Genomic DNA, 19,236 nt, shown 5'->3' with positions numbered 1-19,236 from the left:
CGATGCCCCCCGACGTCCTGTTGAGCGACGGCCGTCCCCGGAACTGGACGGCGCGGATCCGGTGCGGCGACGGCGACCACACGCTGGAGCTGACCCACCGGGAGGTGGTCGCCGAGCGGCTGCTGCGCGCGTCCCGCAAGCACTCCTTCGATCCGGACGTGGACGTCGACTGGGACGCCCCGCAGGACCCGGACATGTTCTACCTCCCGCCGCAGCTCACCTCGATCTACGAGACGCCGCTCTGGGACGGGCTGACGCACCGGCAGCGGGTGGAGCTGACCAAGCGGGAGATGTGCAGCATCGCCTCGTTCGGCATCTGGTCGGAGATGCTGCTGATGCAGTCGCTGGTGATGCACGCCTACCGGCACCGCTACGACAGCGACCACGTGGCGTACGCGCTGACGGAGATCGCCGACGAGTGCCGCCACTCGAAGATGTTCGGCCGGATGGTGCGCACCTGCGGGCTGCGCACCCACCGGCCCCGGGCGCTGGAGTTCCACCTCGCCAAGCTGTACGGGGCCGTGTACGACCCGATGCCGATGTTCGCCGGGACGCTGATCGTGGAGGAGTTCACCGACGCGTTCCAGCGGCTGACGTTCCCCGACGAGGAGATCCAGCCGGTGATCCGGCAGGTCACCCGGATCCACGTGGTCGAGGAGGCCCGGCACATCAGGTACGCGCGGGAGGAGCTGAAGCGGCTGGTCGCGGAGGTCCCCGCGGTCCGGCGGCGGATGGCGGCCTACGGGATGGCGCAGGCGACGCGGCTGATGACCACGCAGGTCATCCACCCGTCCTGCTACACGGCGGTGGGGCTGGACCCGCGGCTGGCGCGGCGCGTGGCCGCGCGCAGCCCGCACCGCCGCGCCACGATGGCGTGGGCGTTCCGCAAATGCACCGCGTTCTTGGACGAGGTCGGTTTCCTGGACGGCCGGGCGCGCGAAGTGTGGATCCGGGCGGGCCTCCTGGAGCGGTGAGCGGGACGCCGGGCGGCCATTTGTCTCATCGTCGAACCGAGTATTAGAAAATGGTTCACAAATGGCGGGGCATTGGTCCTTGTGCGGGCATGAAAAAGGGCCGCGGAGCGGGGACCACTCCGCGGCCCGTCGACGAATAAGGGCAGCTAGACCCGGGTATTGCGCACCCAGGACACTCCTAGCGATGGCATGGTCACGTCGTCGAACGCCTCCTCCCCGCGCATTGCGGCGCAACCGATCTTCGACTGGCGCGGGAGCTCGATCGGCACGCCCCTCCCCTTTACCGCCTCACCTTAGAAGGTGTTGACAGAAGCGATGCCATGATCGGCCGATTCAGGTCAGAAATGATTTAGTGCGGTGAGGACTTCGCGGGCGACGGCCGCGGCGGTGTCGAGGCAGGCCCGCTCGCGCGCGTCCCGCCGTCCGCCGCGCGGCGCCTGCTCGCTGTAGCTGACCGTGAAGACCGCGTTGCGGACGCGGGCCGTGACCTGCCCGACCACGGTCGGCTGCCCCTCGTCGGTCTTGAACCAGCGGTACGCCTCGTCTCCGATGCCCTGCTGGCGCTCCAGGGTGACGGTCCGCACGAGCGGGGCGTCGTGCGCCTGCGCCCACTGCGCGTCGTAGTAGCCCTCGGCGTCCTGGACGGGGGTGGCGGTGTCGCCCGGCGCGTACAGGTGCGCCTCGACGCGCAGCCAGCGGAACGCCGAGCCGGTCGAGGAGTAGGTGCACGTGGTGAGCGTCGAGTTCGCGCTCTGCCGCCGCGTCGCCTTCGGGACGGCCCGCTCGACCGTGCTCGCCGCGACCGTCCCGCACGGCGCCGGGAGCGCGCTGATCACCCGCTGCGCCGGGGCCGGCGACCCGCCGGCGCTGCCCGGCGGCGGCTGCGACCGGCCGTCCGGCGGCGTCCGCCGCGGGGCCGCCGCCTCGTCCCGCTGCCCGGACACGACCAGGACCACCGCGACCGCCGCCGCGGCGAGCGCCACCGCCGCCGCCAGCAGCGCGATCAGCCTGCGCGGCCGGCGCCCCGGCTGCGGCGGCTCCGGCCCCGAGTACGGCCGGTGGAACGGTTCGACCGGACGCCGAAGGCCCACGCCGCGCTCCTCACTCCGTCTCGTCGATCGGCCCGCATCCGCCAACGTAACCAGGGCCGCGGCGCCTGACCAGGGCCCCGGGCGGTGCCGACTGTCAGGCCCGGTGGTCACAATGAGGGGATGCTGATAGCGGACATCGCGCGGACCTCGGAGGCGGTCGCGGGCACCTCGGGCCGCAAGGCCAAGGTATCCGCGCTCGCGGAGTGCCTGCGCGCGGCCGATCCGGGCGAGGCCGCGACCGTGGTCGCCTACCTGTCCGGTGAGCTGCCGCAACGCCAGATCGGGGTGGGCTACGCCGCGCTGCGGGACGTGCCGCCGCCCGCCGCCGGGCCGTCCCTGACGGTGCCCGAGGTCGACGCGGCGTTCGGTGAGATCGGCGCCGTGTCCGGGCCCGGGTCCGTCGCGCGGCGGCGCGAGCTGCTCGCGGCGCTGTTCGGCCGCGCCACCGCCCCCGAGCAGGACTTCCTCATCAGGCTGCTGGCGGGCGAGCTGCGGCAGGGCGCGCTGGACGGGGTGATGGCCGAGGCGATCGCGTCGGCGGCCGGGGTGCCCTCCGCCGAGGTCCGGCGCGCGTTCATGCTGCGGGGCTCGCTCGGCCCGGTCGCGACGACCGCCCTGGCCGAGGGCGTGGAAGGGCTGCGCGGGTTCGCGCTGGAGGTCGGGCGGCCGGTCAAGCCGATGCTGGCCGCCGCCGCGCCGTCGGTCGACGAGGCGTTCGCCAAGCTCAAGGCCGAGGCGGCCGTGGAGTGGAAGCTCGACGGCATCCGCGCGCAGGTGCACGTGTCCGGCGGCGAGGTCCGGGTGTTCACCCGGACGCTGGACGAGATCACCTCACGGCTCCCCGAGGTCGTGGAGGCGGTGCGCGGGCTGCCCGTCCGGGCGGCGGTGTTCGACGGCGAGCTGATCGCCCTGCGCCCGGACGGCCGTCCCCACCCCTTCCAGGTCACCTCCGCCCGCACCGCGACCCGCACGGCGAAGGGCACCGAGCCCGTGCCGCTGGCCGTCTTCCTGTTCGACGTGCTGCACCTCGTGGAGGCCGAGGGCGACGCGCGCGGCGAGAACCTGCTCGACGCGCCCGGGGCCGAGCGGTACGAGGCGCTCGCCCGGGTCGTCCCCGAGGAGCTGCGGATGCCCCGGGTGGTCACCGGCGACCCCGCGCGGGCCAAGGAGGTCTTCGACGAGGCCGTCGCGCGCGGCCACGAGGGCGTCGTGGTCAAGGCCCTCGACACCCCGTACACGGCCGGGCGGCGCGGCGCCGGCTGGATCAAGGTGAAGCCCCGGCACACCCTCGACCTCGTCGTCCTCGCCGTCGAGTGGGGGCACGGCCGCCGCCAGGGCCTGCTGTCCAACCTGCACCTCGGCGCCCGCGACCCCGAGACCGGCGGCTTCGTCATGCTCGGCAAGACGTTCAAGGGGCTCACCGACGAGCTGCTCGCCTGGCAGACGAAGCGGCTCCGCGAGCTGGCCGTGCGCGAGGACTCGTGGACCGTGCACGTCCGGCCCGAACTGGTCGTCGAGATCGCGTTCGACGGCGTGCAGCACAGCCCCCGCTACCCCGGCGGCATCGCGCTGCGGTTCGCCCGCGTCCTGCGGTACCGGCCCGACAAGTCGGCCGCCGAGGCCGACACGATCGACACCGTCCGGGCCGTCGCCCCCGTCATGGACTGAGCGACCCCGTCAGGGGCGCAGCTCGGTCGTCTCCGCGGGCGGCGCCTCCCCAGCCGACGCTCCCCGCGACGGGGCTCCCCTTGACGGGGCTCCCCTGAAGGGCGTGCCCCTGGGCGGCTGTTCCTCTTCGCGGGCGCGGCCGCGGGCCCGCCGGGTGGACGCGGCGCGGTCACGGATCCGCGACCCGGTCCGTCCCCGCACACGCGGCAGAGCGCGGCGGCGAGCGCGGGCGGCGGCCTCCCGGCGCGCGCGGGCCACGGCGCCCCGCTCGGCGCGGGCGGCGGCCTCCTGCTCGGCCCGGACGGCCGCGCGGCGCGCCGACCTGCGCTCGGACCGGCGCGCCCGGCCGCGTTCGGCGCGGCGCTCGGCCCGGCGCTCGGCGCGCGCGGCGGCGCGGGCCATCCTGCGGCGGCGGGCCCGCTCGGCGACGTCGGCGCGGCGCTGCAGCAGCTCGGGCGGGATGAGGTCGTGCCGGCCCGCGATGAACTCCTGCACCCAGATCTTGGCCTGGATCAGCGGCCGCCTGAGCCGCTTCTCGCGCCGGACGGCCCGCTGGTAGCGGCGCGAGTCGGGGTCGTAGCGCCAGCGCGACCAGGGCGAGCCGGGCCGCGCCACCCGGATCGCGCCGAAGATCAGCAGCGCGGGCACGAACAGCCCGAGCAGGCCCGTCCAGATCTTGCCCTTGAGCAGCGTGATCACGGCGAGCACGAGGTTGACGGCCAGGGAGGCGACGTAGACGCGGGTGATCAGCCCGGTGCCCGGGTCGGGCGCGATGCCCTCGTAGCCGAGGGGGCGGATGCCGAGCAGGAGCAGCCCGGTCACCGCCATGGCGACGAACACGGCGTCGACGGACGCCCGGCCCTTCTCCGTCCAGTAGACGTCGCTGAGGTGCAGGATCAGCGCGAACTCGTCCAGGACGAGGGCGGAGCCCATCCCGAACACCACCGCCGCCGCGAGGTCGAGGCCGACGTAGGCGTCCGGGACGGCGAGGCTCGCCACCCCGCCCACCAGCATCAGCACGACGCCGAACACGACGTGGTGGATGTGCACGTCGCCGACGGCCACGTTCCGGAACCACCAGCGCACGTTGGCGCGGATCAGCCGGACGTTCACCCGCGTCAGCACGAAAGTGACCATGAACGCGACGAAGAAACCGAACAGCGGAAGCCGCCCGGTCGCCACGATGCGTTCGTCGAACATCTCGATCATCTGCCCCCCGCCATCTCAATGATGCACCCTGACATGCGCGGATATCGTGGGACCCTGCCGACGATCAAGAGGAGCACCGCCGTGAGCCGTATCGTGGACCGCTGCGATCCCGGGTACCGGGCGTGGATCGCCGAGGCGGTCCGGCTGGTGGAGGCCGACGCCAACCGCAGCGCCGACACGCACCTGCACGTCTTCCCGCTGCCCCCGGAGTGGGGCATCGACCTCTACCTGAAGGACGAGTCCGTCCACCCCACGGGTTCACTGAAGCACCGGCTCGCGCGTTCGCTGTTCCTGTACGGGCTGGCGAACGGCTGGATCCGCCAGGACACGACGATCATCGAGGCGTCCAGCGGGTCCACCGCCGTGTCGGAGGCGTACTTCGCGCGGCTGCTCGGCCTGCCCTTCGTCGCGGTCATGCCGGCCACCACCAGCCCGGAGAAGATCCAGCTCATCGAGTTCCACGGCGGCCGCTGCCACCTTGTGGACGACCCTTCGGCGATCTACGAGGAGTCGCGGCGGCTCGCGGCCGAGTGCGGCGGCCACTTCATGGACCAGTTCACCTTCGCCGAGCGGGCGACGGACTGGCGCGGCAACAACAACATCGCCGAGTCGATCTTCGAGCAGATGCGGCTGGAGCGCTTCCCCGAGCCGTCCTGGATCGTGGTCGGCGCGGGCACCGGCGGGACGTCCGCGACGATCGGCCGGTACGTCCGGTACCGGATGTTCCAGACGCGGCTCGCGGTCGTCGACCCGGAGGGGTCGGCGTTCTACGGCTCCTTCTGCGACGGGGACCCCGAGCGGACGGCGGCGGGCTCGCGGATCGAGGGCATCGGCCGCCCGCGCGTCGAGCCGTCGTTCCTGCCCACCGTGATCGACCGGATGATCCGGGTGCCGGACGCGGCGTCCGTCGCGGCGATGCGCTGGACCAGCGAGGTCGGCGGCCGCAGCGTCGGCGGCTCCACCGGCACGAACATGTGGGGCGCGGCGGAGCTGATCGCGCAGATGCGGGCGCGCGGGGAGCGCGGCAGCGTCGTCACGCTCCTGTGCGACGGCGGCGAGCGCTACGCCGGCACCTACGGGTCGGACGCGTGGCTCGCGGAGCGGGGCATCGACATCGCCCCCTACCGGGCCGCGCTGGACGGCTTCCTCAAGACCGGCACGATGCCGGACGTCACCCCGTGACGCGGATCGGGTTGAACAGGTCGGCGTAGATGAGCAGGCCGCCCATGATGATCAGGACGGCCGCCATCACGTACGTCACCGGCAGCGCCTTGGCGACGTCCACGTAGCCCGGGTCGGGGCGGCGGAAGATCCTGGCGAACGCCTTCTTGACCGCCTCCAGCAGGGCGCCTGCGATGTGCCCGCCGTCCAGCGGCAGCAGCGGGATGAGGTTGAACAGCCCGACCGCGAGGTTCAGCGAGCCGAGCAGCATCACGAAGAAGGAGACCTTCTGGGTGCCGGTGAGATCGTCGGACGCGGCGACCTCGCCGCCGATCCGGCTGACGCCGACGACGCCGATCGGGCCGTTCGGGTCGCGCTTCTCACCGCCGAAGGCGGCGTTCCACACGCCGACCATCTTCTGCGGCATCCGCACCAGCGCGCCCGCGGTCCGCGCGGTCAGGTCGCCCATCGTGCTCGCGACCGCCCCGGGCCCCTGCCGCTCGATCGCGCTGGTCGGCGTGATGCCGAGGAAGCCGACGTTGACGACCTTGTTCTCGTCCTCGAGGTCGTACATCTGGTTGCGGGTGATCGGGACGTTCAGCCGCACGTCCTGGCCGCCGCGCCGGACGGTCATCGGGACGGTCTTGCCGCCGTCGTCGCGGATCAGCCGCTGGAGCTCCCCGTAGTCGTCGACCTTCCTGCCGTCGAACGACACGATCCGGTCACCGGGCCGGAGCCCGACCTGCCGCGCGGGCGTCGGCGCCGCGCTCGCCGGGCACGCGGTGACGTTGGCGCTGGCCGGCACCATGCACTCGGCGACCTCCTTGATCACCGGCTGCGGCTGGTTGGTGCCGATGCCCATCAGCAGGATCGCGAAGAACAGCACCGACAGCAGCAGGTTCATCGCGGGCCCGCCGAACATGATGAGCAGCTTCTGCCACCACTTCTTGGCGTAGAACACGCGGTTCTCGTCGCCCGGCCCGACCTCCTCCAGCGCGGCGCCGCGCGCGGACTCGATCAGCCCCTGCCACGGCCCGGTGCTGATCCGCCGCACCTGCCCCGGGGCGTCGCCCTTGCGCGGCGGCAGCATGCCGATCATGCGGATGTAGCCGCCGAGCGGGATCCACTTGACGCCGTACTCGGTCTCGCCCTTGCGCTTCGACCACATCGTGGGCCCGAACCCGACCATGAACTGGGTGGTCCGCACCTTGAACAGCTTGGCGAACGAGAAGTGCCCGAGCTCGTGCAGCGCGATGGAGACCAGCAGCCCGAAGAAGAGGATCAAGGCTCCAGCCAGGTAGTAGACCATGCGGCGTGCCCCTCCGGGTCCGTGTTACCCCGTGCCCGGGGTTGATCTCCAGCGACCAATTCAGAGTACGTTACGGCCCCCGATCCGGTTGAAGCGAACGAAGAACCCGCACAACCCCGCTCCTTTGCGCCGAGGTGCTAACCCGCCCGCGCGGCATTGGCATGAGGATGCGTATCCGCAGGTACCGCCGACCCCGCATCATGGGCGCTCCCACCCCGGTCGACGGAGGTTCCCACCTTGAAGCGCGGTCATGTAGCGGTACTCGCCCTGGCCCTGGCCCTGCCCCTGGCCGGCTGCGGGGGCTCCGACGAGGGCGGCCAGGCAGCGGGCACGTCGAACTCCCCGGCCCCGACCGCCGCGTCCCCGGCTCCGTCCACCCCCGAGCAGGGAACGGGCAAGGAGGCCACGCCCCTCCCTCCGGCACAGTCGAAGGCGGTCAAGGCCTTCAACGACTGCATGCACAAGCAAGGCGTGGAGATGCCCACCCCCAACCCCACGAGATCCCCCGCCCCGGACGAACTCCAAAAGATCAAGGCCGCCCTCCAAACCTGCGTGAAGTCGATGTCGCCCCCACCCAGCACATCCCCCAACTGACACCGGCACGCAGGCCCCAGGACGTCCCGAGTGCACCCCCGGCAGCGCACTCGGGACACGCGTTTCCCCAGGCGCGGGCCCTGGGGAAACGCCAGGAACACTGCTAATCTCTTTCGACAGCTGATGATCCCGTGCGGGAGAGTCCCTTGCATCCGGCTTGGGACGCCGAAGGAGCAAATCCTCCCCGGAACCTCTCAGGCCCACGGACCGCACGGGCCAGGCGACCTCTGGAAAGCGGGGACCCCGGTCCCCCGCCGAAGGTGAAAGCCCGCCGCGCGGCGGGTGAAGCTCTCAGGCGCCGATGACAGAGGGGGAGGCACCGATACGCCCGGTGCGCGAGTGGGACGATGGACCACGCGCGCCCGTGACGAAGGAGCCGAACCCATGTCCGCCGACAAGACCGCGAAGAAGACGCCGCTGCACGACGTCCACGAGGACCTCGGCGCGAATCTCGTCGACTTCGCCGGCTATCTGATGCCGCTCCGCTATGCGAGCGAGACCGCCGAGCACCAGGCCGTCCGGACCGGTGCCGGGCTGTTCGACCTGTCGCACATGGGGGAGATCTTCCTCTCCGGTCCGGGCGCGGGCGCCGCGCTCGACTACGCGCTGGTCGGGAACCTGTCGCCGATGCCGGTGGGCAAGGCCCGCTACACGATGATCTGCGGGCAGGACGGCGGCGTCCTGGACGACCTGATCGTCTACCGGCTGGCGGACGAGACGTGGATGGTGGTCGCGAACGCGGCGAACGCCGCCGTCGTGCGGGACGCCCTCGTCGAGCGCGCCGCGGGCTTCGAGGCCGCGGTGGACGACCGCTCCGACTCCTACGCGCTGATCGCCCTGCAGGGGCCGCGCTCCCAGGGGATCCTCGAAGGGTTCACCGACGCGCCGCTGGACGGCCTGAAGTACTACGCGATCCTCGCGGGGCGGGTCGCCGGCGTGGACGCGCTCGTCGCACGCACCGGGTACACGGGCGAGGACGGGTTCGAGCTGTTCGTCGACGCGTCCGACGCCGTCCCGCTGTGGAAGGCGCTCGCGGCGGTGGACGGGGTGGTCCCGGCGGGGCTGTCGGCCCGCGACACCCTGCGCCTGGAGGCGGGGATGCCGCTGTACGGGAACGAGCTGACCGCCGAGACGACGCCGTTCGAGGCGGGCCTCGGCCGGGTGGTGAAGCTGGACAAGCCCGTTGATTTCGTGGGGAAGAGCGCCCTGGCGGCGCAGGCGCAGACCCCTCCGGGCCGTAGGCTCGTGGGACTGGTCGCGCGGGGGCGTCGCGCGCCCCGCAAGGGGTACCAGGTCGTCACGTCCGGCGGCACGCCGTGCGGGGTCGTGACGAGCGGCGCCCCGTCGCCCACACTGGGCACGCCGATCGCCATGGCGTACCTCGACAGCGGCGTCGAGGAGACGGGCCTCGCCGTGGACGTCCGAGGCCGGCACGAGCCGGTGGACGTGGTGGCCCTGCCGTTCTACAAGCGGTCCTGATCTGCAAGCGTTCCTGAACAAGTTGTCCGGCGGTGTGGGGCCCCGCCCCCACAGTGGAAAGAGAGAAGTGATCGTGAGCGTTCCGGAGGAGCTCCGCTACAGCGAGGAGCACGAGTGGGTGTCGGGCCTCGGTGGCGAGGACGGCATCGTCACGGTCGGCATCACCGCGCACGCCGCCGACGCCCTCGGCGAGATCGTCTACATCGAGCTGCAGCCCTCGGAGGGCGACACCGTCGAGGCGGGCGAGCCGTGCGGCGAGGTCGAGTCGACCAAGTCGGTCAGCGACATCTACTCCCCCGTCAGCGGCGAGATCACCGCGATCAACAGCGCGGTGGTGGACGAGCCGAAGGTCATCAACGACGACCCGTACGGCGAGGGCTGGATCTTCAAGGTCCGGATCTCGGAGGAGCCGGGCGACCTGCTCGACTCCGCCGCCTACGACAAGCTGATCGAGGAAGCATGAGCGGGCTGGAGGGGCGCGGCGGCGCCTGGACTGAGGAGCGAGGAACGAGCGACGAGGGAAGGCGCCGCCAAGTGGCGCCCCGGAAGCCCGCGGGGAGCACAGCATGAGTCTGTACGACTCCCTGGCGACGGCCGATCCGGAGGTCGCCGAGGCCGTCACGGCGGAGCTGCGGCGCCAGCAGGGCACCCTCGAGATGATCGCGTCGGAGAACTTCGCGCCCGTCTCGGTGCTGGAGGCGCAGGGGTCGGTCCTGACGAACAAGTACGCCGAGGGGTACCCGGGGCGCCGCTACTACGGCGGCTGCGAGTTCGTCGACATCACCGAGCAGCTCGCCATCGACCGGGCCAAGGCGCTGTTCGGCGCCGAGCACGCGAACGTCCAGCCGCACAGCGGGGCGCAGGCCAACACGGCGGTCTACTTCGCGCTGCTCCAGCCCGGCGACACGATCCTCGGGCTCGACCTCGCGCACGGCGGGCACCTCACGCACGGGATGCGGCTGAACTACTCCGGCAAGGTGCTGAACGTGGTGCCCTACCACGTCCGCGCCGAGGACGGCCTGGTCGACATGGAGGAGGTCGCCGCCCTCGCGGCCGAGCACCGCCCCAAGATGATCGTGGCGGGCTGGTCGGCGTATCCGCGGCAGCTCGACTTCGCGAAGTTCCGGGAGGTCGCCGACTCGGTCGGGGCGCTGCTCATGGTCGACATGGCGCACTTCGCCGGCCTGGTCGCGGCGGGGCTGCACCCCTCGCCCGTCCCGTACGCCGACATCGTGACGACCACGACGCACAAGACGCTCGGCGGTCCGCGCGGCGGGCTGATCCTCGCCCGCGAGGAGTACGGCAAGAAGATCAACTCTGCGGTGTTCCCCGGCATGCAGGGCGGCCCGCTGGAGCACGTGATCGCGGCCAAGGCCGTCGCCCTCAAGATCGCCGCGTCGGAGGAGTTCCGGGCCCGGCAGGCGGTCACCGTGGAGGGCGCGAAGCTGCTCGCCGAGCGCCTGCTCGCCGCGGACTCCGCGAAGGCCGGCGTCAAGGTGCTCACCGGCGGGACGGACGTCCACCTCGTGCTGGTCGACCTGGTGGACTCCGAGCTCACCGGCCGGGACGCCGAGGACCGCCTGCACGACATCGGCATCACGGTCAACCGCAACGCGGTGCCGAACGACCCGCGCCCGCCGATGGTCACCTCCGGCCTGCGGATCGGCACGCCCGCGCTCGCGACCCGCGGCTTCACCGCCGAGGACTTCGCCGAGGTCGCGGACGTGATCGCGCTGGCGCTGCAGCCGTCCTTCGACCGGGACCGGCTCGCGGAGCGGGTGAAGGCGCTCGCCGCCGAGCACCCCCTGTACCCGAACCTGTGACGTTCCGGCGCCCTCTCCTCTCCGGAGGAGGGGGCGCGGCTACAACGAGGTAGCTATGGCCATCAGCGTTTTCGACCTGTTCAAGATCGGTATCGGCCCGTCGTCGTCCCACACGGGCGGTCCGATGGCGGCCGCGCACCGGTTCGCCCGCGGCCTGGACCGCGACGGGCTGCTGGAGAAGACCGCGTCCGTCGCCGTCACCCTCTACGGCTCGCTCGGCCTCACCGGCAAGGGCCACGGCTCCGACAAGGCCGTCATCCTGGGTCTCGAAGGCGACAAGCCCGAACTCGTCGACGTGGACCGGGTGGACGAGCGCCTCGCGGCGATCCGCGAGCGCGGGGCCCTGCGCCTGTTCGGCGACCACGACGTCCCGTTCGTGGTGAACGAGCACCTGGTCTTCGAACGCAAGGAGTCGCTGCCCGGCCACCCCAACGGGATGCGGTTCACGGCCCTGGACGCCTCGGGCCAGGAGCTGCGCGCCAAGGTGTACTACTCGGTGGGCGGCGGCTTCATCGTGGACGAGAACGCCACCGGCGCCGACCGCATCAAGCCCGACGACACCGTCCTGCCGCTCCCCTTCGACACCGCCGCCGAGCTGCTCGACCGCTGCCGGGAGACGGGCCTGTCGATCTCCGCGCTCATGCTGGAGAACGAGCGGGCGTTCGGCCGCACCACCGCCGAGATCCACGACGGCCTGCTCGAACTCTGGCAGGTGATGCGCGCCTGCGTCGCCCGGGGCTGCATCCGCGAGGGCCTGCTGCCGGGCGGGCTCAAGGTGCGCCGCCGCGCTCCCCAGCTGCACCGCCAGCTCTCCGCCGAGAAGGCGTCCGACCCGCTCCACGCGATGGACTGGGTCACCCTGTTCGCCCTCGCCGTCAACGAGGAGAACGCGGCGGGCGGCCGCATCGTCACCGCCCCCACCAACGGCGCCGCGGGCATCATCCCGGCCGTCCTGCATTACTACGACCGGTTCGTCCCGGGGTGCGACGACGAGGGCGTCGTGCGGTTCCTGCTGACCGCGGGGGCGATGGGCGTGCTGTTCAAGCAGAACGCCTCCATCTCCGGCGCCGAGGTCGGCTGCCAGGGCGAGGTCGGCTCGGCCTGCTCGATGGCCGCCGCCGGGCTCACCGAGGTCCTCGGCGGCACCCCCGAGCAGGTGGAGAACGCCGCCGAGATCGGCATCGAGCACAACCTGGGCCTGACCTGCGACCCCGTCGGCGGCCTGGTCCAGGTGCCCTGCATCGAGCGCAACGCGGTCGGCGCCATCAAGGCCATCAGCGCCGCCCGCATCTCCCTGCGCGGCGACGGCCGCCACTTCGTCTCCCTCGACAAGGCCATCAAGACCATGCGCGACACCGGCCGCGACATGCTCGACAAGTACAAGGAGACCTCCCGCGGCGGCCTGGCCGTCAACGTCATCGAATGCTGACGGAGGGACGAGGCCGGCAAGCGGGCAGGAGAGGCCGTTCGTAAGTCACGGGAGCGGGAGGCCTCCGCCTCGCCCGGGACACAGATGCGCAAGACCGAAGGCCCGCGGCATCTGAGACCACGACCACTCGTCGCCCGAGGCAATTCTCCCGGCCCGCGGCGCGTTCGCCGGGGCGGCAGTGCTCCTCCCGGCCCTGAGCGTCCCGAGCCTGCTCGATCGAGTGGAGAGCAACACGGCGGAGTGAGATTCTCTCCGACTCGTGCGCCTCATCGTTCTTTTTGGAGATTAGGGCGAGAGGGGTGAATATCTTCAAATCCCGCACATCGGGCACCGAGTCCCGACCGGTCGACATGAATTGGATCACAGCGAAATTTAATATTGACCGGCATTGTCCAATTTTGCGGCATACCACCAGGTCCGATTTGACGTAAATTGTTCCATTGGCAACCGTTTTGTCAGGGCGGAATGTGCGGTGGCTGGAGGTTTGGCGAGCTCGATCTTTCTGCGGTAAGTTGCGCTGAACTCGCCGACTCGCTTGGCGCCACGGTTCGAGCAATGGCCGGCTCACCCGCACCCCTCGCGATGAGCCGGTCGCCTCTGGGGGTGCCCACATCAAACCCGTCCTTATTTTCAATTAGCCGAGAATCGGTATCGAACACCTCTCGGCTGGAGAAGAGGAACTCAACGAAGGTGAATACCCAAGGAGCAATTTCATACATTACCATCGCCGTTCTCACCGGGATGATAGTCGGCATCATCATCGGCCATATGAGGCCGGCCGGTAAGGCGACCCTTCGCGACAGGTTCCGCGAAGGTTTCATGGCCTTCTTTGCCAGCACGGCCCTGATCCTAACGATCATGGTCGCCTGTGGCGCTTTTTCCGGTGGCTCACGTAACACCACCGACAAGCGGTACGAGGCGAAAAGCTGCAAGGTGACGCAGGTCGACGCCGCGGGCAAGGCCGACGCCGCAGGCAAGCTCTACGCGGCAGAAAAGCAGTAGCACTCGCATGTGCCGGGCCTTTGGGGTGAGGCCCGGCCAACCGCACTCGCGGACTTCGGAGATTTCCGAGGGCGCCTCCTTTGACAAGCCGGTGCCGGGCCTTCAGAGGCCCGGCACCCGACCAGCGGTCAGCCGCGTCAACGCTACTGGAGCGGAATGTCCAGGCCATGCTCGGCAAGGGGGCGGGGGCCGTGGATTCGGCGGGCGGTTTCGGGGATCGCGATGTCGTTGATGCTCGCCTCGCGGCGGCGCATCAGGCCGTGCTCGTCGAACTCCCACAGCTCGTTGCCGTAGCTGCGCCACCACTGGCCGGCGGCGTCGTGCCACTCGTACTGGAACCGGACGGCCATGCGGTTCTCGCGGAACCCCCACAGGCTCTTGCGCAGCGCGTAGTCGAGCTCGCGCTCCCACTTCGCCGTCAGGAAGGCGATGATCTCCTCCCGTCCGGTGACGAACTGATCCCTGTTCCGCCACACCGAGTCGGGCGTGTAGGCGAGCGCCACCCGCCGCGGGTCGCGGGTGTTCCAGGCGTCCTCGGCCGCCTGGACCTTCTGCCTCGCGGTCTCCAGGGTGAACGGCGGGTAAGGCGGACGGTCTTCCGGCATTGAGGCCTCCTCATGTTGAGAACGGTCGTTCTCCATCATTGCCGCTAAGGTAGGGAACGACCGTTCTCAACGTCAAGCCAGGAGCGCCGATGCCGGCCGCGATCACCGAGGAGCAGCAGGAGCGCGACCGCGAGGCGCTGCTGGACGTCGCGGAGCGACTCTTCTACCGGCAGGGCGTCCAGGCGGTGGGCATGGACGAGCTGCGGACCGCGGCCGGCCTGCCCCTCAAGCGCATCTACCGGCTCTTCCCGACGAAGGAGGCCCTGGTCGTGGCGATGCTGGACCGCCGCGACCGCCGCTGGCGAGGCAGCCTGGCCGCGCACCTGGACGCGGTGCCCGACCCCCGGGAGCGGGTCCTCGCCCTGTTCGACTGGCTCGGGGAGTGGTTCGCCGAGCCCGGCTTCCGCGGCTGCGCGTGGGTCAACGCCCACGGGGAACTCGGCTCGTCGTCCCCGGCGATCGCGGACGCGGCGCGGGCCCACAAGCGGGCGTTCCACGAACAGGTCGTCGCCCTGGTCTCCCCCGTCGCCGCGCCGGCTGCCGAGGCCGTCTACCTGCTCGCCGAGGGCGCGATCGTGGTCGCCGGCGTCCACGGCGACCCCACCGCCGCCGCCCGCGCCCGGACCGGCGCCCGGCTCCTCCTGGACGGGGCCCAATAACTCCGCCGGGGTTGACCTTGCCGTTGGCGGCAGGGTTCCAGGGTGGGGGCATGGAGACGAAATCGCAGGACAGGGTCGTCCTGGTCACCGGGGCCGGGACCGGGATCGGACGCGCCACGGCGCGCATGTTCGCAGCCGAGGGCGCGCGGGTGGTGGCCGTGGGGCGGCGGGCCGAGCCGCTGGCCGAGACCGCGCAGGGCCATCCCGGCATCGAGCCGCTCGCCGCCGACATCACCGGTGAGGGCGCCGCCGAGGAGATCGTCCGCAGGGTGACGGACGCGCATGGGCGGCTCGACGTGCTGGTCAACAACGCGGCGATCGTCCGGAGCGGGACGCTGGAGGCCCTCACCCCGGAGACGATCGCGCCGCAGCTCGCGACGAACCTGGTCGCGCCCGTCCTGCTGACCCAGGCGGCGCTGCCGGCGCTGGACGGCGGCGGGGTGGTCGTCAACGTCAGCACGTCGATCGGGCAGCGGGGCTGGCCGGGCAACGCCTTCTACGCCGCGACGAAGTCGGCGCTGGAGACGCTCACGCGCAGCTGGGCGCTGGAGCTCGCGCCGCGCGGGATCCGGGTGGCCGCCGTGGCGCCGGGGGCGGTCGCCACCCCGATGGGCGAGCACCAGGGGCTGTCGGCCGAGCGCCTGGCCGCGCTGCGGCAGTGGCAGATCGAGCACACCCCGCTCGGACGCGTCGGGCGTCCCGAGGAGGTCGCGTGGGCGATCACGCGGCTGGCCTCGCCGGGCGCCTCGTTCGTCACCGGTGTCGTGCTCGCGGTGGACGGCGGCGCCGTGATCGCCTGAACCGGTGGCGGGCGCCCCGGCGCCTGGTAGGACTGGGGCCGGAGGTGGTGACGGTGCGGATCGGCGAGCTGGCGCGGATCACCGGGACGACGCCGCGCGCGCTGCGGCACTACGAGGAGGCGGGCCTGATCACGTCCCGCCGGGCGGGCAACGGCTACCGGGTCTACGACGAGGGCGCGGCCGTGCGGGTCCGCAACATCCGGGAGCTGCTCGCCGTCGGCCTCACCCTCGACGACGTGCGCGCGTTCTCGGTCTGCCTGGACGGCGACGTGGCGGCCTCGCCCCCGTCCGAGCGGGGCCTCCGGATCGCCATGGACCGCCTCGCCGTCCTCGACGCGCGCCTCGCGGCCCAGACCGAGGCCCGCGACCGCCTCGCGACCGCCCTGGCCCGGGCGACCGAGCGACGCCCCGCACCGGCCCGCTGACGCGCACCCGCCGCGGACAATCCGGTTCCGCCCGCTCCAGGGGCGTGTGATGATCGCGGTATGCCGGTCGACTCGCATCTGCTCGCGGTGTTCCTCGTGACCTCGATCATCGCCATGGTGATCCCCGGCCCCGACATGCTGTTCATCCTCGGATGCGGCATGCGGGGCGGGCCGCGGGCGGGGCTGCTCGCCACGGCGGGGGTCGCGACGAGCGAGGCGGTGCACGTCGCCGTGGCCGCGGCCGGGCTGGCCGCGCTCTTCGCGGCGGTGCCGGTCGCGTTCACGGTGGTCCGGGTGGTCGGGGCCGCCTACCTGATCTACCTGGGCGTCCAGACCCTGCGGCACCGCAGGGACGTGGACGTGGAACCGGCCGGGGTCTCGGGGCGGCGGGCCTACCTCAACGGGCTGCTGACCAATCTGCTGAACCCGAAGATGGTCACCTTCACCATCGCGTTCCTGCCCCAGTTCATCGACCCCGCGCTCGGGCACGTGTGGGCGCAGTTCGCGATCCTCGGCGCCGTCCTGATCGCGCTGGAGTTCCTCGTGGACGGCACGGTCGGCGTCCTCGCGGGACGCATCGGGGACTGGCTGCGCCGCCGGCACACCGCCCGCCGCAGGCTCAACGCCACGGTCGGGGCCCTCTTCATCGGCCTGGGCGTCCGCCTGGCCGCGGAGCGCTGACGCGCCGCCCGGACGGACGGACGGCGGGTCAGGCGCGGGCGCCCCGGCCGGTGGGCGAGTGGGCGCCCCGGCGGGCCTCGGTGCCGCAGTGGCGGCAGACGACCACGGGGGTGACCGTCTCGCCGCACGAGTGCCGCCAGCTGACGGGCGGGTCGTCCGGGTGCAGGTGCCGGTCGCCCCAGGCCATCAGCACGAGCAGGACGTCGCACAGCTCCCAGCCGGCGGGCGTGAGGTGGTACTCGTGGCGCACCGGGTGGTCGCTGTAGCGCTCGCGGCGGACGATGCCGTTCGCCTCCAGCTTGCGGAGGCGGGAGGTGAGGATGTCGCGGGACGCGCCGGTGTTGCGGACGATCTGGTCGAAGCGCCGCACCCCGTAGCTCAGCTCCCGGATCGCCAGCAGGCTCCAGCGCTCGCCGACCAGGTCCAGGGTGTCGGCGATGGAGCACTCGCGCGGGTCGGCGTCCTTCGGCATACCGGGAAGCCTAGCCGCCGGGTCCGGGCGCCCCGCCCCGTCAGAGCCGCTCGACGACGGTGGCGTTGGCCAGGCCGCCCGCCTCGCACATCGTCTGCAGGCCGAACCGGCCGCCGCGGTCCTCCAGGGCGTGCAGCAGCGTCGTCATGAGGCGGGCGCCGCTCGCGCCGAGCGGGTGGCCGATCGCGATCGCGCCGCCGCGCACGTTGACGCGCGCCAGGTCGGCGCCGGTCTCGCGGGCCCACGCGAGCACGACGGGGGCGAACGCCTCGTTCACCTCGAACAGGTCGATGTCGTCCAGCGTGAGGCCGGCGCGCTCCAGCACCTTCGCGGTCGCGGGGATGATCGCGGTGAGCATGAGCAGGGGGTCGTCGCCGGTCACGGCGAACGCGTGGAAGCGGGCGCGCGGGCGCAGGCCGAGCCGCTCGGCGACGTCGGCGCCCATGACCAGGACGGCGGCGGCGCCGTCGTTGACCGGCGAGGCGTTGCCGGCGGTGATCTTCCAGGCGATCTCGGGGAACCGCTCGGCCATGCGCTCGTCGTAGTAGGCGGGCTTCAGGCCGGCGAGGACCTCCGGCGACGTCCCCGGGCGGACGGTCTCGTCCCACTGGCCCGTCCAGGCGACCTCCCGGTCGAACTCGCCGTTCTTCCACGCCTCGGCGGCGCGGCGGTGGGACTCGTAGGCGTAGGCGTCGAGCTCCTCCCGCGGCAGGTCCCAGCGGGCGGCGATCAGCTCGGCGCTGATGCCCTGGCCGACGAGCCCGTCCGGGTAGCGCGCGTGGAGCCCCGGCCCGAACGGGTCGCTGCCCGGCAGGACGCTCGACCCCATCGGCACCCGCGACATCGACTCGACCCCGCACGCGATGGCGATGTCGTAGGCGCCGCTCTGCACGCCCTGCGCCGCGATGTGCAGGGCCTGCTGGGACGAGCCGCACTGCCGGTCGACCGTCATGGCGGGGACGCTCTCGGGGAACCCCGCGGCGAGGACCGCGGTCCGGGTGAGGTTGAGCGCCTGGTCGCCCGCCTGGGTGACGACGCCGCCGATCACGTCGTCCACGGTCGCCGGGTCGATGCCCGCCCGCTCGACGAGCGACCTCAGCGTCCGCGCCAGCAGGTCGGCCGGGTGCTCGCCGTGCAGGGCCCCGTTCGCCCTGCCCTTGCCCAGCGGAGTGCGCACCGCCTCCACGATCACCGCGTCCCGCATGATCCCCACCTCCGTTGTGTTTTCCAACTCACACCGCGAGTATCGGCTCGGCGGGCGGCCGGGCACAATCCACCCGCCCAGTGAGTTGGATTACACAACTAAGCAGACGGCACCAGTACGCAGAAAGAACCCGGGGGCCGCGGCGTACCGCGACCCCCGGGCCGTCGGGCCGCTCAGCGGGAGGGGCCCATGCCGTGGTCCGTCTGTACCCTCCATGCGTCGAAGAGTCCCTCGCCGGAGCCGCCCGAGTACCGTCGTTCGGACAAGCGCGCCTCCTCGATCTCCTCGACATCACGTTCACTTCGGACGTTAGCCCGGCAAGTCGACATAGCCCCCAAATGGGCGACCAAGGTGTCGTCAAGCATCGGAGCCGCCGTCCGGGACGTGACCGTCCAGCCCCGGCACATCCCGCGGGCCGCATCCCCCAACCTCACGGGGCACTTCGCTAGCCCTTGTACATCTCCCGCATCTTGCGCGCGGCATCGCCCGGTTTGCGCTTCGGCCCCTTGCCCGTGGTGGCCTCCTCGGCGCGACGCGGCCTCTTCTCGCGCTCCGGTTCGGTCTCCGCCTTGCCCGTGGGCTTACCGGGCCTGCCAGGCTTGTCGTTCACGACAACTCCCCCGATGTCGTTCCAACTGTCCTCTCATAGGT

20 protein-coding genes and 2 riboswitches are annotated in these 19,236 nt (G+C 71.9%); of the genes, 13 read left to right on the top strand and 7 right to left on the bottom strand.

What is annotated here, in order from left to right:
* Positions 1-2: 2 nt before the first annotated feature.
* A complete protein-coding gene (locus ABWI07_RS01935; RefSeq protein WP_149259493.1) occupies positions 3-974 on the top strand; it encodes an AurF N-oxygenase family protein in 972 nt (323 codons plus the stop codon).
* A 338-nt stretch (positions 975-1,312) separates the two neighbouring features.
* On the opposite strand, the gene ABWI07_RS01930 is transcribed toward ABWI07_RS01935, so the two are convergent.
* Positions 1,313-2,065 carry a hypothetical protein gene (locus ABWI07_RS01930; protein WP_353817400.1) on the bottom strand — a complete coding sequence of 251 codons (753 nt, stop codon included), beginning with the start codon at positions 2,063-2,065 and terminating at the stop codon, positions 1,313-1,315.
* 120 nt (positions 2,066-2,185) lie between these two features.
* On the opposite strand from ABWI07_RS01930, the gene ABWI07_RS01925 reads away from it, so the two are divergent.
* Positions 2,186-3,733, top strand: a complete 1,548-nt coding sequence (locus ABWI07_RS01925) for an ATP-dependent DNA ligase (protein WP_353817398.1) — start codon at positions 2,186-2,188, stop codon at positions 3,731-3,733.
* A 9-nt stretch (positions 3,734-3,742) separates the two neighbouring features.
* Here the strand turns inward: ABWI07_RS01925 and ABWI07_RS01920 are convergent, their stop codons facing one another.
* Positions 3,743-4,942: a hypothetical protein gene (locus ABWI07_RS01920; protein WP_353817397.1), complete on the bottom strand. Its 1,200-nt coding sequence runs from the start codon at positions 4,940-4,942 to the stop codon at positions 3,743-3,745.
* Positions 4,943-4,975: 33 nt separating this feature from the next.
* Here ABWI07_RS01920 and cds1 point away from each other — a divergent pair, with 33 nt between their 5' ends.
* Complete coding sequence (cds1, locus tag ABWI07_RS01915; RefSeq protein ID WP_502912774.1) at positions 4,976-6,124, top strand: L-cysteine desulfhydrase Cds1; 1,149 nt, start codon at positions 4,976-4,978, stop codon at positions 6,122-6,124.
* Here the strand turns inward: cds1 and ABWI07_RS01910 are convergent.
* Positions 6,114-7,412 (bottom strand): M50 family metallopeptidase, encoded by a 1,299-nt coding sequence (locus ABWI07_RS01910; RefSeq protein WP_353817395.1) that lies wholly within the window; start codon positions 7,410-7,412, stop codon positions 6,114-6,116. The two genes, cds1 and ABWI07_RS01910, sit on opposite strands and share 11 nt — an antisense overlap.
* A gap of 237 nt (positions 7,413-7,649) precedes the next feature.
* Between ABWI07_RS01910 and ABWI07_RS01905 the strand changes: the two genes are divergently transcribed.
* The 6 genes from ABWI07_RS01905 to ABWI07_RS01880 all read left to right on the top strand — a co-directional run bounded on the left by ABWI07_RS01905 (position 7,650) and on the right by ABWI07_RS01880 (position 13,739).
* Positions 7,650-8,006, top strand: coding sequence for a hypothetical protein (locus ABWI07_RS01905; RefSeq protein ID WP_353817394.1), 357 nt, complete (start codon positions 7,650-7,652; stop codon positions 8,004-8,006).
* A 124-nt stretch (positions 8,007-8,130) separates the two neighbouring features.
* Positions 8,131-8,226, top strand: a riboswitch (glycine riboswitch).
* Between the two features lie 4 nt (positions 8,227-8,230).
* A riboswitch (glycine riboswitch) is annotated at positions 8,231-8,317 on the top strand.
* 73 nt (positions 8,318-8,390) lie between these two features.
* Positions 8,391-9,485, top strand: a complete 1,095-nt coding sequence (gcvT, locus tag ABWI07_RS01900) for a glycine cleavage system aminomethyltransferase GcvT (protein ID WP_353817393.1) — start codon at positions 8,391-8,393, stop codon at positions 9,483-9,485.
* Positions 9,486-9,558: 73 nt separating this feature from the next.
* Positions 9,559-9,948 carry a glycine cleavage system protein GcvH gene (gene gcvH, locus ABWI07_RS01895; RefSeq protein ID WP_149259486.1) on the top strand — a complete coding sequence of 130 codons (390 nt, stop codon included), beginning with the start codon at positions 9,559-9,561 and terminating at the stop codon, positions 9,946-9,948.
* Positions 9,949-10,051: 103 nt separating this feature from the next.
* A complete protein-coding gene (glyA, locus tag ABWI07_RS01890) occupies positions 10,052-11,308 on the top strand; it encodes a serine hydroxymethyltransferase (RefSeq protein WP_353817392.1) in 1,257 nt (418 codons plus the stop codon).
* A gap of 55 nt (positions 11,309-11,363) precedes the next feature.
* Positions 11,364-12,737, top strand: coding sequence for an L-serine ammonia-lyase (locus tag ABWI07_RS01885; protein WP_149259484.1), 1,374 nt, complete (start codon positions 11,364-11,366; stop codon positions 12,735-12,737).
* A 690-nt stretch (positions 12,738-13,427) separates the two neighbouring features.
* The gene (locus tag ABWI07_RS01880) at positions 13,428-13,739 is read left to right on the top strand and encodes a hypothetical protein (RefSeq protein ID WP_149259483.1); all 312 of its coding nucleotides are present in this window, start codon (positions 13,428-13,430) and stop codon (positions 13,737-13,739) included.
* Between the two features lie 143 nt (positions 13,740-13,882).
* Here ABWI07_RS01880 and ABWI07_RS01875 read toward each other — a convergent pair whose 3' ends face one another.
* The gene (locus ABWI07_RS01875; protein ID WP_149259482.1) at positions 13,883-14,344 is read right to left on the bottom strand and encodes a nuclear transport factor 2 family protein; all 462 of its coding nucleotides are present in this window, start codon (positions 14,342-14,344) and stop codon (positions 13,883-13,885) included.
* An 89-nt stretch (positions 14,345-14,433) separates the two neighbouring features.
* Here ABWI07_RS01875 and ABWI07_RS01870 point away from each other — a divergent pair, with 89 nt between their 5' ends.
* Genes ABWI07_RS01870 through ABWI07_RS01855 form a run of 4 tightly spaced genes read left to right on the top strand, consistent with a single transcriptional unit; the run spans position 14,434 to position 16,909 of the window.
* Positions 14,434-15,003, top strand: a complete 570-nt coding sequence (locus ABWI07_RS01870; RefSeq protein ID WP_149259481.1) for a TetR/AcrR family transcriptional regulator — start codon at positions 14,434-14,436, stop codon at positions 15,001-15,003.
* Between the two features lie 50 nt (positions 15,004-15,053).
* Positions 15,054-15,803, top strand: a complete 750-nt coding sequence (locus ABWI07_RS01865; protein ID WP_149259480.1) for an SDR family NAD(P)-dependent oxidoreductase — start codon at positions 15,054-15,056, stop codon at positions 15,801-15,803.
* Positions 15,804-15,856: 53 nt separating this feature from the next.
* Entirely contained in the window at positions 15,857-16,228 is a 372-nt protein-coding gene (locus ABWI07_RS01860) for a MerR family transcriptional regulator (RefSeq protein ID WP_149259479.1), read from the top strand.
* 60 nt (positions 16,229-16,288) lie between these two features.
* On the top strand, positions 16,289-16,909 hold the full coding sequence (locus ABWI07_RS01855) for a LysE family translocator (protein ID WP_149259478.1): 621 nt from the start codon (positions 16,289-16,291) through the stop codon (positions 16,907-16,909).
* A 28-nt stretch (positions 16,910-16,937) separates the two neighbouring features.
* Here ABWI07_RS01855 and ABWI07_RS01850 read toward each other — a convergent pair whose 3' ends face one another.
* From ABWI07_RS01850 to ABWI07_RS01840, 3 genes are all read right to left on the bottom strand, one after another.
* A complete protein-coding gene (locus tag ABWI07_RS01850) occupies positions 16,938-17,381 on the bottom strand; it encodes a winged helix-turn-helix transcriptional regulator (RefSeq protein WP_149259477.1) in 444 nt (147 codons plus the stop codon).
* A gap of 40 nt (positions 17,382-17,421) precedes the next feature.
* Positions 17,422-18,585, bottom strand: a complete 1,164-nt coding sequence (locus tag ABWI07_RS01845) for a thiolase family protein (RefSeq protein WP_149259476.1) — start codon at positions 18,583-18,585, stop codon at positions 17,422-17,424.
* 445 nt (positions 18,586-19,030) lie between these two features.
* Positions 19,031-19,195: a hypothetical protein gene (locus ABWI07_RS01840; protein ID WP_160160917.1), complete on the bottom strand. Its 165-nt coding sequence runs from the start codon at positions 19,193-19,195 to the stop codon at positions 19,031-19,033.
* Between the last annotated feature and the right edge of the window lie 41 nt (positions 19,196-19,236).

The sequence above is a fragment of the Actinomadura sp. NPDC000600 genome (genome assembly GCF_040492135.1).
Lineage (GTDB): Bacteria > Actinomycetota > Actinomycetes > Streptosporangiales > Streptosporangiaceae > Spirillospora.
Note: the sequence above shows the minus strand (reverse complement) of the source record. Positions and strands in the feature narration are given on the sequence as shown.

Excerpts from the sequence above, each read along its gene's own strand:
- ABWI07_RS01925 (WP_353817398.1), top strand. The coding sequence starts at position 2,186 with ATGCTGATAGCGGACATCGCGCGGACCTCGGAGGCGGTCGCGGGCACC.
- ABWI07_RS01870 (WP_149259481.1), top strand. The coding sequence starts at position 14,434 with ATGCCGGCCGCGATCACCGAGGAGCAGCAGGAGCGCGACCGCGAGGCG.
- ABWI07_RS01850 (WP_149259477.1), bottom strand. The coding sequence starts at position 17,381 with ATGCCGAAGGACGCCGACCCGCGCGAGTGCTCCATCGCCGACACCCTG.
- glyA (WP_353817392.1), top strand. The coding sequence starts at position 10,052 with ATGAGTCTGTACGACTCCCTGGCGACGGCCGATCCGGAGGTCGCCGAG.
- ABWI07_RS01855 (WP_149259478.1), top strand. The coding sequence starts at position 16,289 with ATGCCGGTCGACTCGCATCTGCTCGCGGTGTTCCTCGTGACCTCGATC.
- ABWI07_RS01845 (WP_149259476.1), bottom strand. The coding sequence starts at position 18,585 with ATGCGGGACGCGGTGATCGTGGAGGCGGTGCGCACTCCGCTGGGCAAG.
- ABWI07_RS01885 (WP_149259484.1), top strand. The coding sequence starts at position 11,364 with ATGGCCATCAGCGTTTTCGACCTGTTCAAGATCGGTATCGGCCCGTCG.
- ABWI07_RS01875 (WP_149259482.1), bottom strand. The coding sequence starts at position 14,344 with ATGCCGGAAGACCGTCCGCCTTACCCGCCGTTCACCCTGGAGACCGCG.
- ABWI07_RS01920 (WP_353817397.1), bottom strand. The coding sequence starts at position 4,942 with ATGATCGAGATGTTCGACGAACGCATCGTGGCGACCGGGCGGCTTCCG.
- gcvT (WP_353817393.1), top strand. The coding sequence starts at position 8,391 with ATGTCCGCCGACAAGACCGCGAAGAAGACGCCGCTGCACGACGTCCAC.
- ABWI07_RS01935 (WP_149259493.1), top strand. The coding sequence starts at position 3 with ATGCCCCCCGACGTCCTGTTGAGCGACGGCCGTCCCCGGAACTGGACG.
- cds1 (WP_502912774.1), top strand. The coding sequence starts at position 4,976 with ATGCGCGGATATCGTGGGACCCTGCCGACGATCAAGAGGAGCACCGCC.
- ABWI07_RS01910 (WP_353817395.1), bottom strand. The coding sequence starts at position 7,412 with ATGGTCTACTACCTGGCTGGAGCCTTGATCCTCTTCTTCGGGCTGCTG.
- ABWI07_RS01865 (WP_149259480.1), top strand. The coding sequence starts at position 15,054 with ATGGAGACGAAATCGCAGGACAGGGTCGTCCTGGTCACCGGGGCCGGG.